At 74.0% G+C, this 13925-nt stretch carries 10 protein-coding genes; 6 read left to right on the plus strand and 4 right to left on the minus strand.

Annotated elements, in window-relative coordinates; translation table 11 throughout:
* Positions 1 to 55 precede the first annotated feature (55 nt).
* Positions 56 to 1657 (minus strand): PucR family transcriptional regulator, encoded by a 1602-nt coding sequence (locus Q8791_RS25085; protein WP_330094266.1) that lies wholly within the window; start codon positions 1655 to 1657, stop codon positions 56 to 58.
* Between the two features lie 249 nt (positions 1658 to 1906).
* Between Q8791_RS25085 and Q8791_RS25090 the strand changes: the two genes are divergently transcribed.
* The 4 genes from Q8791_RS25090 to Q8791_RS25105 all read left to right on the plus strand — a co-directional run bounded on the left by Q8791_RS25090 (position 1907) and on the right by Q8791_RS25105 (position 7663).
* On the plus strand, positions 1907 to 3418 hold the full coding sequence (locus Q8791_RS25090; RefSeq protein WP_330094267.1) for a sodium:solute symporter: 1512 nt from the start codon (positions 1907 to 1909) through the stop codon (positions 3416 to 3418).
* 73 nt (positions 3419 to 3491) lie between these two features.
* Positions 3492 to 4445, plus strand: coding sequence for an agmatinase (gene speB / locus Q8791_RS25095; protein WP_330094268.1), 954 nt, complete (start codon positions 3492 to 3494; stop codon positions 4443 to 4445).
* 4 nt (positions 4446 to 4449) lie between these two features.
* On the plus strand, positions 4450 to 6075 hold the full coding sequence (locus tag Q8791_RS25100) for a thiamine pyrophosphate-binding protein (protein ID WP_330094269.1): 1626 nt from the start codon (positions 4450 to 4452) through the stop codon (positions 6073 to 6075).
* A gap of 145 nt (positions 6076 to 6220) precedes the next feature.
* Positions 6221 to 7663, plus strand: a complete 1443-nt coding sequence (locus Q8791_RS25105; RefSeq protein WP_330094270.1) for an aminobutyraldehyde dehydrogenase — start codon at positions 6221 to 6223, stop codon at positions 7661 to 7663.
* 37 nt (positions 7664 to 7700) lie between these two features.
* Here Q8791_RS25105 and Q8791_RS25110 read toward each other — a convergent pair whose 3' ends face one another.
* The 3 genes from Q8791_RS25110 to ku all read right to left on the minus strand — a co-directional run bounded on the left by Q8791_RS25110 (position 7701) and on the right by ku (position 10580).
* Entirely contained in the window at positions 7701 to 8327 is a 627-nt protein-coding gene (locus Q8791_RS25110; protein ID WP_330094271.1) for a TetR/AcrR family transcriptional regulator, read from the minus strand.
* 205 nt (positions 8328 to 8532) lie between these two features.
* On the minus strand, positions 8533 to 9369 hold the full coding sequence (gene ddaH / locus Q8791_RS25115) for a dimethylargininase (protein WP_330094272.1): 837 nt from the start codon (positions 9367 to 9369) through the stop codon (positions 8533 to 8535).
* Positions 9370 to 9602: 233 nt separating this feature from the next.
* A complete protein-coding gene (ku, locus tag Q8791_RS25120) occupies positions 9603 to 10580 on the minus strand; it encodes a non-homologous end joining protein Ku (protein WP_330094273.1) in 978 nt (325 codons plus the stop codon).
* 211 nt (positions 10581 to 10791) lie between these two features.
* Between ku and Q8791_RS25125 the strand changes: the two genes are divergently transcribed.
* Together Q8791_RS25125 and Q8791_RS25130 are read left to right on the plus strand one after the other, a co-directional pair.
* The gene (locus Q8791_RS25125; protein WP_330094274.1) at positions 10792 to 11886 is read left to right on the plus strand and encodes an alcohol dehydrogenase catalytic domain-containing protein; all 1095 of its coding nucleotides are present in this window, start codon (positions 10792 to 10794) and stop codon (positions 11884 to 11886) included.
* 220 nt (positions 11887 to 12106) lie between these two features.
* Positions 12107 to 13771 carry an FAD-binding dehydrogenase gene (locus tag Q8791_RS25130; RefSeq protein ID WP_330094275.1) on the plus strand — a complete coding sequence of 555 codons (1665 nt, stop codon included), beginning with the start codon at positions 12107 to 12109 and terminating at the stop codon, positions 13769 to 13771.
* The last annotated feature ends 154 nt before the right edge of the window (positions 13772 to 13925 follow it).

Genomic DNA, 13925 nt, shown 5'->3' on the forward strand with positions numbered 1-13925 from the left:
CCGGTATCCCGAACCCGCACGCGCCGTCGAAGCGACGCCGTCCACCTGCCGGTGTTCACGACCGCCGGCGGGTCAGCGCGAACCACAGGCGCATGCGCTGCTCGGCGTCGCCGAGGTCCACGCCGAGGTCGCGCTCGATCCGGCCGATGCGGTAGCGGACGCTGTTGCGGTGGGCGCCGAGGTCGGCTGCGGCCCGGTCCCAGTTGCCGTGCCGGGTGAGCCAGGCGCGAAGGGTGCGTCGAAGGAGGCGTGCGGGCTCGGTATCGTCCGCGAGCGGTCCCAGGACACCGCGCGCGAGGACGTCGGCTCCTGCCGGGGCCAGAAGGGCCTCGAAGGGGTCGGTGTCCTCCCCCCAGAGCAGGGGTCCGCCGGCCGCGCGGGCGCGGGAGAGCAGGGACGCCGCCGTGCGGTCGGCCCCGGACAGCTCGTCGGGGGGCACCGGGCCGCTGAGGGCGCCGATCCACCCGTGCAGCAGGAGCCGTTCCAGTCCTTCCCGGTGGTCGGCGTCGCCGCGGTCCGCGAGGACCGCGCGGAGCAGCCCCGGGGGGCCGGGGTCGGCGTCCAGGACCCGGGTGTCCAGGGGCAGCCCGGCGGGCGCGGTGTGGCGCCCCCGGTCGGCGGGGAGGGCGTGCAGGACCCGGTAGGCTCCCGCTCCCCCGTCCCCGCTGTCGCCCCCGGTGAGCTCGGCCAGCAGCGGGAGGGCGTCCCCGGTCACCCCTCCGTCCAGGAGCAGCCCGGTGAGGAGGCGCCCCGGGGCGGGCGGAGCGCCCCGGTCGGTGCGGGCGAGCAGGTCGAGCAGGGCCGTCGCGGTGCGCAGGACCGCGCGGTCGGTGATGCCGAGGGGGTCCGGGCGCCCGACCAGGACCACCCCGTGGTCGTCGGGCGGCGAGCCGACGGTGTGCAGGAAGACCTCGTCCGCGCCCGACCGCGCCTTGGCGCTGCGCGGCCCGTGCGGCAGGGTGAGCCGGGCGACGAGCTCCAGGAGTTCGGGGTCCGGGTCGCGCGGGGCTCCCTGGGTCGCGTGCCGCCCGGCGGAGGCGGCCCCGGCCCCGTCGCGGGGACCGCCGCCCTCCTCCGGCGCGGAGCGTCCCCCGGGCGCCGACGGCACCGCCGGGGGGTGGGCCAGCAGCGCCCATCCGCCCAGGGCCTCGGCGAGTACGCGCAGGACGCGGTCCACGGGGGTGTCGGCGGTGACGGCGAGGGCGAGGGCCTGGTGCGCCTCCCCGAGGCGGCGCAGGTCGCGCAGTCGCCGCTCCTCCAGCTCCGCGCCGACAGCCTGGCTGACGGCGGCGAACGGGGTGGGGCGGGGCACCGCGACCAGGGGCAGCCCGCGCGCGTGGCACTGCTCGACCAGGCCCGCGGGGACTGTGTCGTGGACGGGGGTGACGCCGAAGCCGATCGCACTGACCCCCGCGCCGGCCACGGCGTCCACGTAGGCGCGCAGTCCGGCGGAGGTCCGGGGCAGGTTGACCCCTGCGGTGAGCAGGAGTTCCCCGCCGCGCAGGTAGGCGGACGGATCCGTCAGCTCGCTGACCACGGCCCAGGTGATCCCCGGGTCGCCCGCGTCGACGACCGTGGTCAGCGCCAGGTCGCGGCGGCCGGTGACCACGGTGAGCGGCACGGTGTGGACGTCGGTGCGGCGCGTTCCTCCGGCCATGCTGTCCCCTTCCTCCTCGCGTCGGCGCGGCCGGGCACGACCGCGGACGCCTCGTGTCCCCCGTGTTGCGTGCGGGGGTGCGCCGCCCGCTCCGTGTGGATGATTCGTCCATCTGTGGGGGCTCCACGGTGCGGTTCGTCCACTGGAGCGTAGCCGAGACGCTGCCTAATCTGACCGAAGCCCGTGTGACCTGCGTCAAAGCCGCCGCCGTTCACGCCCCCGCACCCCCGCGTCCACACTTGGAGTGCCATGACCGTCGACCTCGCGGTGATCGCCGCCTACCTCCTGGGTATGGTCGCCCTCGGCTGGTGGGGCATGCGCCGCGCCACCAGCAAGTCCGACTACCTGGTCGCCGGGCGCCGCCTGGGGCCGCTGATGTACGCGGGCACCATGGCCGCCGTCGTCCTCGGCGGCGCCTCCACCGTCGGCGGCATCGGCCTCGGCTACACCTACGGCATCTCCGGCGCCTGGCTGGTCGTCGCCATCGGCGTCGGCATCCTCGCGCTGCACCTGTTCTTCGCCAAGCGCATCTCGCGGCTGCGGGTCTTCACCGTGTCCGAGATGCTGGACCTGCGCTACGGCGGCAACTCGCGGGTGGTGTCGGGGCTGGTCATGTGGGGTTACACCTTCATGCTGACGGTGCCCTCCACCCTGGCGTTCTCCACCATCTTCAGCGGCCTGTTCGAGCTCCCGCGCGCGGTGGCGATCATCCTGGGCGGGTCCATCGTGGTCCTCTACTCCACGATGGGCGGCATGTGGTCGGTGACCATGACCGACATGGCGCAGTTCGTCATCAAGACCATCGGTCTCATCCTCATCCTGACGCCGGTGGCGATCTGGTCGGCGGGCGGCTTCTCCGGGATGAGGGAGGCGCTGGACCCCTCCCACTTCAGTCCCACCGCCATCGGCGGGGAGACGATCCTGACCTACTTCGTCATCTACTCGCTGGGCCTGCTCATCGGCCAGGACATCTGGCAGCGCGTGTTCACGGGCCGCGACGACCGGGTCGCCAGGGCCGGCGGCATCGGAGCGGGGGTCTACTGCCTTGTCTACGGCGTGTGCGGGGCGCTCATCGGCACCGCGGCGGCCGTGCTCTTCCCGGACCTGGCCAACCCGGACGAGGCGTTCACCGTCATGGTCGACGCGACCCTGCCCGTCGGCCTGGCCGGGCTGGTGATCGCCGCCGCCCTGTCCGCCGTGATGTCCACCGCCAGCGGCGCCCTCATCGCCTGCTCCGCGGTGACCTCCACCGACCTGTGGCCCCAGGTACGCCGCCTGTTCGGACGCGGCGCCGCACCCGCCGAGGAAGGGGGCGACGAGGTCGCCTCCAACCGCGTCTTCACCCTGGTCCTGGGCGCGGCCACCATCGGCGTGGCCCTGGCCGTCGACAACGTCGTCGCCGCGCTGACCCTGGCCTACAACCTGCTCGTGGGCGGCCTGCTGATCGCGATCCTCGGCGGCCTGCTGTGGAGGCGCGGCACCCGGGCGGGCGCCCTGGCCTCCATGCTCGCGGGGTCGGTGGCCGTCATCGTCACCATGGCCCTGACCGGGATGCTCGCCAACGAGCCCATCTACGTGGGGCTGGGCACCGCACTGGTGGTGTACGTGGCCGTCAGCCTGCTGACCCGGCCCACCGACCCGGCCGTCCTGACCGCGTGGCAGAGCCGCCTGCGCGGTGAGGACGCACCGCCGGCGCAGGCCCGCACGGAGGCCGGGGACGCCCCCGCCGCCGCGGAGGCACCCGCGTCCCGGGAGGACTGACCCGGATCCGACACCCGCCCGCACCACCGCGGACCGCACCGGCCGCACCCACGAAGAGAAGGACGACCACGCGATGAACACACCGATCGGCCCCACCGACTCCAGCCTCGTACCGCGCTTCGCCGGACCGGCGACCTTCGCCCGCCTCCCCCGTATCGACCAGGTGGAGAAGGCCGACATCGCCGTGGTCGGCGTGCCCTTCGACACCGGGGTCTCCTACCGTCCCGGCGCCCGCTTCGGGCCCTCCGCCATCCGTGAGGCCAGCCGCCTGCTGCGCCCCTACAACCCCGGCCTGGACGTGTCCCCGTTCGCCACCGCGCAGGTGGTCGACGCCGGGGACATCGCGGTCAACCCGTTCTCCATCGGCGACGCCGTGGAGACCCTCGACGAGGGAGCCTCCCGGTTCGTGCGCGCGGGCACGCGCCTGGTCACCCTGGGCGGCGACCACACCATCGCCCTCCCCCTGCTGCGCTCGCTGCACCGCGTCCACGGGCCGATCGCGATGGTGCACTTCGACGCCCACCTGGACACCTGGGACACCTACTTCGGCGAGCCCTACACCCACGGCACCCCGTTCCGCCGCGCGGTCGAGGAGGGCCTCCTCGACACCGAGGCGATCTGCCACGTGGGCACCCGCGGCCCCCTCTACGGCAAGAAGGACCTGGAGGACGACCGCCGCTTCGGGTTCGGCATCGTCACCTCGGCCGACGTGATGCGCAAGGGCGTGGACGAGATCGCCGACTCCCTGCGCCAGCGCATCGGCAACCGGCCCCTGTACGTGTCGGTGGACATCGACGTGCTCGACCCCGCGCACGCGCCCGGTACCGGCACCCCGGAGGCGGGCGGCCTGACCAGCCGCGAACTGCTGGAGATCCTGCGCGGACTGGCCGGATGCCGTCTGGTGGGCGCGGACGTGGTGGAGGTCGCCCCCGCCTACGACCACGCGCAGATCACCGCCACCGCGGCCTCGCACGTGGCCTACGACCTGGTCAGCGTCCTGGCCCTCAACCAGCAGACGGGGGCCTGACCCCATGGGAGCGCCGCGCAACGGCGGGGACCTGGTCACCGAGACGCTCACCGCGCTCGGCGCACGGGTGGCCTTCGGCATCCCCGGCCAGCACGCGCTCGGGCTGTTCGACGCGCTGCGCCGGGCGCCGCGGCTGAGGTTCGTCTCCAGCCGGGTCGAGAACAACGCGGCCTTCGCCGCCGACGGGCACGCCCGGCTCACCGGGGAGGTGACCCCGCTCCTGGTCTCCACCGGGCCCGGGGCGCTGCTCACCCTGGCCTCGCTCCAGGAGTCCAGGGCCTCCAGCGCCCCGGTGCTGGTGGTCAGCAGCCAGATCCCGCGTGCGGGACTGGGCGGGGGCCGCCACGGCTATCTGCACGAGCTGCCCGAGCAGTCCGCGAGCTTCGCCAACGTGACCAAGTCGGCGTTCACGGTGCGGCACGCCTCGCAGATCCCCTCGGCCCTGGCCGAGGCCTGGCGGGTCGCCGCGAGCGCCCCGGCGGGCCCGGTGCTGGTGGAGATCCCCCAGGACGTGCTGCTGGAGCCGACCGGGGTGCCCCCGGTGCGGGACGTGGACCCGGCCCCGGCGCCGCTCGCCCCCCGCGCGGAGGTGGTGGCCGAGGCCGCCCGGCTGCTCGACGGGGCCCGTCGGCCCGTGGTGCTGGCCGGGGGCGGGGTGAGCCGCGCGGGAGGGCGGGACGCCCTCGTCGCCCTGGCCGAGGCGCTCCAGGCACCGGTGGCCACCACGTTCGGCGGCAAGGACGCCTTCCCGTGGGAGCACCCGCTCTCGCTCCAGTCGTGGATCGAGGACCGGCACACCACCGACTACATGGAGGCCGCCGACGTCCTGCTGGTGGTCGGGTCGGGACTGGGCGAACTGTCCAGCAACTACCACACGTTCGCGCCCCGGGGCCGCGTGGTCCAGGTCGAGGCCGACCTGGGCAAGCTGGAGTCCAACCATCCGGCGCTGGGTGTGCACGGCGACGCAGCCCTGACCCTGGCCGGTCTCGCGGAGGCGGTGGCGCGCCGCCCGGCCGACCCGGCCGCGACCGCCGAGGTGGCGGCCGTGAAGGCCGCGGTGGCCGCCCGCCTGGACGCCCAGGACCTGGGCGCGGAGCGCGCGGTGCTGGCCGCGGTGCGGGAGGCCCTGCCCGACGGAGCGCCCAGCTTCTGGGACATGACGATGCTGGCCTACTGGGCGTGGTCGGCGTGGGACCCGCGCGGCGGCCAGGCGCACTCCGCCCAGGGCTCGGGGGGCCTGGGATACGGGCTGCCCGCCGCCCTGGGCGCCGCGGCGGCCGGGCGCGGCCCGGTCCTGGCGGTCTCCGGGGACGGGGGCGCCATGTACTCGATCGCCGAGCTCGCCACGGCCCGCCAGCACGACCTGGACGTGACGTGGCTGGTCGTGGACGACGGCGGCTACGGCATCCTGCGGGAGTACATGGAGTCGTCGTTCGGGGAGGCCACCCACACCGAGCTGGCCCGCCCGGACTTCGTGGCTCTCGCCGAGGCGTTCGGTGTGCCCGCCACGGCGACCTCCCCGGACCGGCTGCGCGAGGACCTGGCCGCCGCCCTGTCCCGGCCAGGCCCGCACGTGGTCGTGCTGCCCATGGTGCTGGGGTTGTTCGCCCCCACCCACCTGGGCGGGTAGCGCGCACGACGCACCCCGCCGGCCCCTGGCCCCGGCCCGCGGCCGGGCCCGCGGGCTTCCGGCCATGCCCGGGCCGAGCGGGGGGACGCCCCCTCCGACCGGCCCGCACACCGACCGACACCACCCCGAGCGACACGAGGACCCCATGCGCATCAACGAGTTCGACACGCTGCCCGGCTTCGTCGACGGACGGCCCCTGACGCCCGCGGACGGGCGCACCCAGGACCTGGTCGACCCGGTGACGGGGAGGGCCGCCGGCAGGGCCGGGATCTTCGGCCCCGACGAGGTCGGCGCGGCCATGGCCTCCTCCGCGCGCGCCTTCCGGGGCTGGCGCCGGGGCGGCACCCCCGCCCGGCGCCAGGACGCCCTCCTCGCGATCGCGGACGCCCTGGCCGCGCGCGCCGAGGAGTTCGCCGACGCCGAGTGCCGCGAGACCGGGAAGCCGCGCGCGTCCGTGCTCGACGAGGAGATCCCCTTCTGCGTGGACACCCTGCGGTTCTTCGCCGGGGCCGCACGCCACCTGGAGGGGCGCGCGGCGGCCGAGTACCTGGAGGGTCACACCTCGTGGATCCGGCGCGAGCCGGTGGGCGTGTGCGTGGGCATCACCCCGTGGAACTATCCGCTGATGATGGCGGTGTGGAAGATCGGCCCCGCCCTGGCCGCGGGGAACACCGTCGTGCTCAAGCCCGCCGAGACCACACCGACCACCACGGTCATGCTCGCCGAGATCGCCGCGGAGGTGCTGCCGGCGGGCGTGCTCAACACGGTCGTGGGCGACCGGGACACCGGCCGCCTGCTGGTGGAGCACCCCGCGGCACGGCTGGTGTCGATCACCGGTTCCACCCGCGCGGGTGTGCAGGTGGCCCGGGCGGCCTCGGCCGACCTGAAGCTGCTGCACCTGGAGCTGGGCGGCAACGCACCGGTCCTGGTCTTCGACGACGCCGACCCGGCCGGCACCGCCGCCGGGGTGGTGGCGGGCGCGTTCCTCAACGCCGGCCAGGACTGCACCGCCGCCACCCGGGTGCTGGTGCACGAGGGCGTCCACGACGAGTTCGTGGCCGCACTGGCCGCGCGGGCGGCAGCGCAGGTCACCGGGCGGCCCAGCGACCGGTCCTCCGACTTCGGCCCGCTCAACAACGCCGACCAGTTCGCCCGGGTCACCGGGCTCCTGGAGCGCCTGCCGGCGCACGCGGTCGTGGAGACGGGCGGGCACCGCGTGGGCGGGGAGGGGTTCTTCCTGGCGCCCACCGTGGTGTCCGGGCTGCGCGCCGACGACGAGATCGTGCGCGAGGAGGTCTTCGGCCCGGTGGTGACCGTGCAGAGGTTCGCCACCGAGGAGGAGGCGGTCGAGCTGGCCAACGGCGTCGAGCAGGGGCTGGCCTCGTCCGTGTGGACAGCCGACCACGGACGCGCCCTGCGTGTCAGCGCCGAACTGGACTTCGGCGCGGTGTGGATCAACAGCCACGGAGAACTGGCGTCGGAGATGCCCCACGGCGGGTTCAAGCACTCGGGCTACGGCAAGGACCTGTCGGCGTACAGCCTGGAGGACTACACCCGTGTCAAGCACGTGATGAGTGCGCTGCGCTGACACCCGGCGGTCCCGGGCCGCGGGCTCGGGGCCGCCGTCAGAGCGCGGTGGCCGTCCGGCGGGACCGCAGGTGGGACCAGGTCAGCTCGGTGACGTGCCCGGCCATGGCGTCGGGGCTCTCCTCCGGGTGGTCGAGGAGCCAGTCGGCGAAGGCGTCCGCGGTGCTGACGGCGATGCGCGCCAGGAGCTGCGCGTCCTTGGTGTCGTGCTCGCCCAGGAGGCCGCCGGTGCAGCTGGTGATGAGGTCGCCGACCTCGTCCATGACCCGGTCCCTCATACGGCTGGCCTCGGCCGCGAAGGGCTCCCCCTGTACGGCTGCGCGCCGGTACAGGACGGTCCAGCTCTCCCGGTTCCCGGTCACGAAGGTGAAGAAGGCGTGCATGCCCCGGCGCAGCGGGTCGTCGCCGGCGGCGGCCCTCGGGTCGTGGACCGCCTCCCGGATGGCGGCGATGAGCCGCTCCCCCTCCCGGCGCACGCAGGCCGTGAAGATGCCCTCCTTCGACCCGAGGTAGTGGTAGACCGTCGGTTTGGAGGTCCCTGCCGCCTCGGCGATCTCCTCCACCCTGACCGAGTGGTAGTCACCACGGGAGAACGCCGTCACCGCGGCGTCGATCATCTGCTGTTCCCTGATCCGGCGCGGAAGTCTGCGCTGTGTGGTCTTCACGAACCCAGACTTTATGGCGGCCGGGGTGTTTGGCCAGGGTCCGTTGTCACGCGTCGCCCCTCCGCCGCGGGAGGCCGGGCGCTCCCGCGGGCGTGACCTGTGGCGACGGGTGGACCGCCCCCGGGCCCCGGTGGCATTTCCCACATCCGTGCCGTTTCGGGTGTCCGGGTTCCGTGACGGGTGCACGGAACCCGGATGCTCCCCCTCACACAGGGGAGGGTGCCTCGCGCAGTTCCAGGGTGCAGCACTTGGCGCCGCCCCCGGCTTTGCGCAACTCGTCCAGTTCGACCGGGTGGACGGTACGGCCGAGTGCGCGCAGGCGGTCGGCGAGAGCGGTCGCCTCCGCGGCGACGACGATGTCGTCGCCCGCGCAGACGGCGTTGAGGCCGAGGACGGCGGCGTCCTCCTCCGTGGCCAGCAGCGCCTCCGGGTAGAGGGCGCGCAGCACCCTGCGGCTCCCCTCGGAGAAGGCGCCCGGGTAGTAGGCGACCTGGCTGCCGGAGAGCGGGAACAGCGCTGTGTCCAGGTGGTAGAAGCGCGGGTCCACCAGTTGCAGGGTGACGACGGGGCGGCCGAGGAAGCGCTCGGCCTCCTGGTGCGCGGCGGCCTCGGTCCGGAACCCGGTGGCGGCCAGGACCACGTCGTCCAGGGTGATGAAGTCCCCCTCGCCCTCGTTGACGTGCTTGGGTTCGCGGGTCTCGGAGTAGCCCGCCTTGCGGAACCAGTCCAGGTAGGCCGGCCCCTCGGGCGTGCGCTCGGCGCTGGCGAAGCGCGCGCCGTAGACCCGGCCGTCGACGACCAGGGCCCCGTTGGCGGCGAAGACCATGTCCGGCAGGCCGTCGACGGGTTCGATCTCGCTGACCCGGTGCCCGAGTCCGAGGTAGAGGTCGCGCAGGCCCTCCCACTGCCGAATCGCCTTTTCCCTGTCCACTCCCGCGTCCGGGTCCATCCAGGGGTTGATCGCGTATTCGACGGCGAAATAGGTCGGCCGACACATCAGGTAGTGCCGCGGAGCCGGTGCCGGTGGAACCGGTCGAGCCATGGGACCTCCCAGTGAATCGCGCGGAACGCTGTTCAGCCCTCGGTGGTACAGGCATTTACCACATCGTGGTTCCCGCACGGATGAAGAGGAGATACCCGCAGCGGAGTTCGGTCAACAGACGGGTTTCCCCAAAGTGCTCCACAGGCCCTCCCCCTTTCGGTGGCGCCCGTTCGGAAGTGTGCCCGGCGACGCGGTGAGGGCTGTGGCGCCCCACCGGGACGGCGGGGCGCCGGTCAGCGGCGTCCGCCGGAGCCCGCCCTGCCGACGGCCGCCTCCAGTTCGTCCCTGTTCATCTTCGAGCGGCCCGGCACATCCAGTTCCGAGGCCCGCTGGAGGAGTTCGCGCTTGGTCCTGCGGCCCTCGGAGGTGCTCCTGGCCTCGGCCCGGACGGTGGTGGGCGTGCGCGGCACGGGGGCGCGCCCCCGCTTGTGGGGGCGGGTCGGCAGGCTCTGCCGCAGTGCCTCGCCGATCGCGCCGACGCCCCCGCGGCCGTCCGTGCGGTCGGGGCGGTGGGAGAACGTGGTCCCCCGTGCCTTGGCCCGCACCAGTTCGGTGAGCCGCCGGCCGTAGCTGTCCTCGTAGTCGTCGGGGTCCCACTCCGCGGACAGGGCCCTGACCAGTTCCTCCGCCAGTTTCAGCTCGCCCTTGCCGAGTTCGGCGCGGGCGACGGGCGGCATCACGTCGTCCGGGGCCCGGACCTCGTCGGGCCACCACAGGGTGGAGGCCGACAGCACCCCGCGGTGGGGTTGGATGAGGACCGGGTACTCGCGGTCGCGCAGGACGACGGTGGCCGCCCCCACACGCCGGGTCCTGTCCAGTGCGGCGTAGAGCAGCTGGTAGGGCTCGGTGTCGGCGGCCCCGCGGGGTGCCGCGTAGTAGGTGGAGGCGTACCAGAGCGGGTCCACGGCCCCCTCCGGCAGGAACTCGCCCATCTCCATGGTGCGCGAGCCGCTCGGCAGGATCTCCTCCAGCTCCTCGGGTTCGAGGATCACGTACTCGTCCTCGACCCCGGTCCGGGCCCCGCGCACGACCTCCTCGACGGCGACCTCCTCCCCCGTGCGCTCGTTGACGCGCAGGTAGCGGATGCGGTCGGCGGTGCCCCTCTGGAACTGGTGCAGCACGGGTCCCCTGCGCTCGCGGGCGCTGTAGAGGCGGATGCCGATCGGCACCCGACCGAACATCAGGGTCCCCACCCAAACCGGATTGACCATGATCCCTCCCTCTGCCTCCCATCATCACTCCCACCTGGCAAGACGCCTCCCACAGGAGGCAAAGGAGGGGTCAGGCCGACGCGGCGGGGCCGTCAGCGGCCCGGCCGCGCCAGCACCGGCGGCGCGGAGGCGTCCAACACGCGCCCCCAGAGCTCGGACCGACCGGTCGGTATTGCTACTCTCGCGGCAATCCTCGATTGGAGTTCCTCCCATGAGTACGACCGTCAAGGCCGCTGTCTTCTCCGCCCAGGGCGCGCCCCCCGAGATCCGCGACCTGGTCCTTCCCGACCCCGGCCCCGGCCAGGTCCGGGTGCGCATCGCCGCGGCGGGCGTGTGCCACTCCGACCTGTCCCTGTCCGACGGGACCCTGGCGCAGAAGTGGCCGGCGGTCCTCGGTCACGAGGGCGCCGGAACCGTCGAGGCCGTGGGCGAGGGCGTCACCGGCGTCGTGCCCGGCCAGCACGTCATCCTCAACTGGGCCCCCGCCTGCCGGGAGTGCTGGTTCTGCCTCCAGGGCGAGCCCCACCTGTGCGAGCACGCCCTCGACGGCGCGGCCCGGCCGTACGCCGAACTGACCGACGGCACCCCCGTCCACCCGGGCCTGGGCTGCGGAGCCTTCGCCGAGGCCACCGTCGTCCCCGCCCGCGCAGTCGTCCCGCTGCCCGACGGGATCGATCCCGCGGTCGCCGCCGTGCTGGGGTGCGCGCTTCTCACCGGCTGGGGCGCCGTCAACAACTCCGCCTCCGTGCGTGTGGGGCAGTCGGCCGTGGTCCTCGGCCTGGGAGGGGTCGGGCTCTCGGTGGTGCAGGCCGCCCGCCTGGCCGGGGCGGACCCGGTGATCGCCGTGGACGTCTCCCCCGACAAGGAGGAACTGGCCCGGTCGCTGGGCGCGACCGACTTCCTGGTCGCCGACGAAACGCTGACCCGGGCCGTGCGCGGGCTGACGGGGCGCCGGGGAGCGGACCACGCGTTCGAGGTGGTCGGCTCCGCACGGGTGGTGCGCTCGGCGTGGGACGCGACCCGGCGCGGCGGCACGGTCACGGTGGTGGGTGTGGGCGCACTGGACGACGAGGTGTCGTTCAACGCGCTGGAGCTGTTCCACCAGGGGCGCACCCTGCGCGGATGCGTCTACGGCTCCAGCGACCCCGGGCGCGACATCCCGCTGATCGCCGAACACGTGCGTTCCGGGCAGCTGAAGCTCGCCGCGATGGTCACCGACGAGATCCCCCTGGAGGGGGTGCCGGAGGCCTTCGAGCGCATGCGCCGCGGCCGGGGCGGGCGGTCCCTGGTCCGCTTCGGCGCCTGACACCGCGGGCCCGCGCCCGCCGGCCCGCCGCGGTGCCGTGACCGGAGGCGCTCGGCCACGACACCGCGGAAGCCGCTCCCCGTTTGTCACAGGGTGACAAATGATGTGGCGCGGGACACACGGCGCCCTTGTCGGTGGCGGCCCGGCCGGGCACAGTCGTCACCATCGCGCACGCCGTGCCCGCCCTCCGGGCGCGGACCACCCGAGGGGAAGGAACCAGATGAGCAGCGGAGCCGACCAAGCCGACGCGATCGTCGTCGGAGCCGGGCTGGCGGGGCTGGTCGCCGCCGCCGAACTGGCCGACGCGGGCAAGAAGGTGGTCCTGTTCGACCAGGAGCCCGAGCAGTCCCTCGGCGGCCAGGCCTTCTGGTCCTTCGGCGGCCTGTTCTTCGTGGACTCCCCCGAGCAGCGGCGCATGGGCGTCAAGGACTCCCGCGAACTCGCCCTCCAGGACTGGATGGGCACCGCCGCCTTCGACCGCCCCGAGGACGAGTGGCCCCGCAGGTGGGCCGAGGCCTACGTGGACTTCGCCGCCGGGGAGAAGCGCTCCTGGCTGCACGCGCAGGGGCTGCGGATCTTCCCCATCGTGGGCTGGGCCGAGCGCGGCGGCTACCTGGCCGACGGTCACGGGAACTCGGTCCCCCGCTTCCACATCACCTGGGGCACCGGCCCCGGCGTGGTCGCGCCCTTCGAGCGCCGGGTGCGCGCTGCGGCCGAACGGGGCCTGGTCTCGCTGCGCTTCCGGCACCGGGTGGACGAGCTGGTGGTGACCGACGGGACCGTCACCGGGGTGCGCGGCGCCGTCCTCGCCCCCAGCGACATCGCGCGCGGCCAGGCGAGCAACCGTGACGCGGTCGGCGACTTCGAGGTGTCCGCGCAGGCGGTCGTCGTCACCTCCGGGGGGATCGGCGCCAACCACGACCTGGTCCGCAGGAGCTGGCCCGAGCGCCTGGGCGCCCCTCCGAAGCACATGCTGTCGGGCGTGCCCGAGCACGTGGACGGGCGCATGCTCGGCATCACCGAGCGAGCGGGCGGGCAGATCATCAACCCGGACCGCATGTGGCACTACACCGAGGGCATCCAGAACTGGGACCCGATCTGGTCCAGGCACGGGATCCGCATCCTGCCGGGCCCCTCGTCGCTGTGGCTGGACGCGACCGGCAAACGCCTCCCCGCGCCCTACTTCCCCGGGTTCGACACCCTGGGCACCCTGGACCACATCATGCGGAGCGGCCACGACTACACGTGGTTCGTGCTCTCCCAGAAGATCATCGAGAAGGAGTTCGGCCTGTCGGGATCGGAGCAGAACCCCGACCTGACCGGCAAGGACCTCAAGCTCGTCCTGAAGCGGGTGCTCCCCGGCGCACCCGGCCCGGTGGAGGCGTTCAAGGAGAACGGCGCGGACTTCGTCGTCGCCGACAAGCTGCCCGCGCTCATCCGGAAGATGCGGGAGGTCGCCGGGGACGGGGTGCTCGACGCCGACACCGTCACCCGCGAGGTGGTGGCGCGCGACCGCGAGATGGCCAACACCTTCACCAAGGACCTCCAGGTCATGAGCATCCACTCGGCGCGCACCTACCGGGGCGACAGGCTGGCCCGGGTGGCCGCCCCGCACCAGATCCTGGACCCGAAGGCAGGTCCGCTGATCGCGGTGCGCCTGCACATCCTCACCCGCAAGACACTCGGCGGTCTGCACACCGACCTGGACTCGCGGGTGCTGCGGGCGGACGGCACGCCGCTGCCGGGCCTGTACGCGGCCGGGGAGGTCGCCGGGTTCGGCGGAGGCGGGGTGCACGGCTACCGGGCCCTGGAGGGCACGTTCCTGGGCGGCTGCCTCTTCTCCGGCCGGATCGCGGGCCGGGCGGCCGCGTCCGCCCTCGGCTAGGCGGGCCGTCGGTCGCGGGACGGGGCGCGGGGCCCGGTTCCGCTCCGGGGTTACGGCCGACCACGGAAGCCGAGAGAAGGGGGCTGCTATTCACGGGTTTCGACGTTCCCGCCCACACCCGCCCCCTTCTCCAGGATCCTGGTCCTCATGCGAA

It is taken from the genome of Nocardiopsis codii (assembly GCF_036327455.1).
Lineage (GTDB): Bacteria > Actinomycetota > Actinomycetes > Streptosporangiales > Streptosporangiaceae > Nocardiopsis > Nocardiopsis codii.

Bases quoted from the DNA above. Each gene is read 5' to 3' on its own strand.
- Q8791_RS25085 (WP_330094266.1), bottom strand. From the start codon at position 1,657: ATGGCCGGAGGAACGCGCCGCACCGACGTCCACACCGTGCCGCTCACC.
- Q8791_RS25090 (WP_330094267.1), top strand. From the start codon at position 1,907: ATGACCGTCGACCTCGCGGTGATCGCCGCCTACCTCCTGGGTATGGTC.
- speB (WP_330094268.1), top strand. From the start codon at position 3,492: ATGAACACACCGATCGGCCCCACCGACTCCAGCCTCGTACCGCGCTTC.
- Q8791_RS25100 (WP_330094269.1), top strand. From the start codon at position 4,450: ATGGGAGCGCCGCGCAACGGCGGGGACCTGGTCACCGAGACGCTCACC.
- Q8791_RS25105 (WP_330094270.1), top strand. From the start codon at position 6,221: ATGCGCATCAACGAGTTCGACACGCTGCCCGGCTTCGTCGACGGACGG.
- ddaH (WP_330094272.1), bottom strand. From the start codon at position 9,369: ATGGCTCGACCGGTTCCACCGGCACCGGCTCCGCGGCACTACCTGATG.
- ku (WP_330094273.1), bottom strand. From the start codon at position 10,580: ATGGTCAATCCGGTTTGGGTGGGGACCCTGATGTTCGGTCGGGTGCCG.
- Q8791_RS25125 (WP_330094274.1), top strand. From the start codon at position 10,792: ATGAGTACGACCGTCAAGGCCGCTGTCTTCTCCGCCCAGGGCGCGCCC.
- Q8791_RS25130 (WP_330094275.1), top strand. From the start codon at position 12,107: ATGAGCAGCGGAGCCGACCAAGCCGACGCGATCGTCGTCGGAGCCGGG.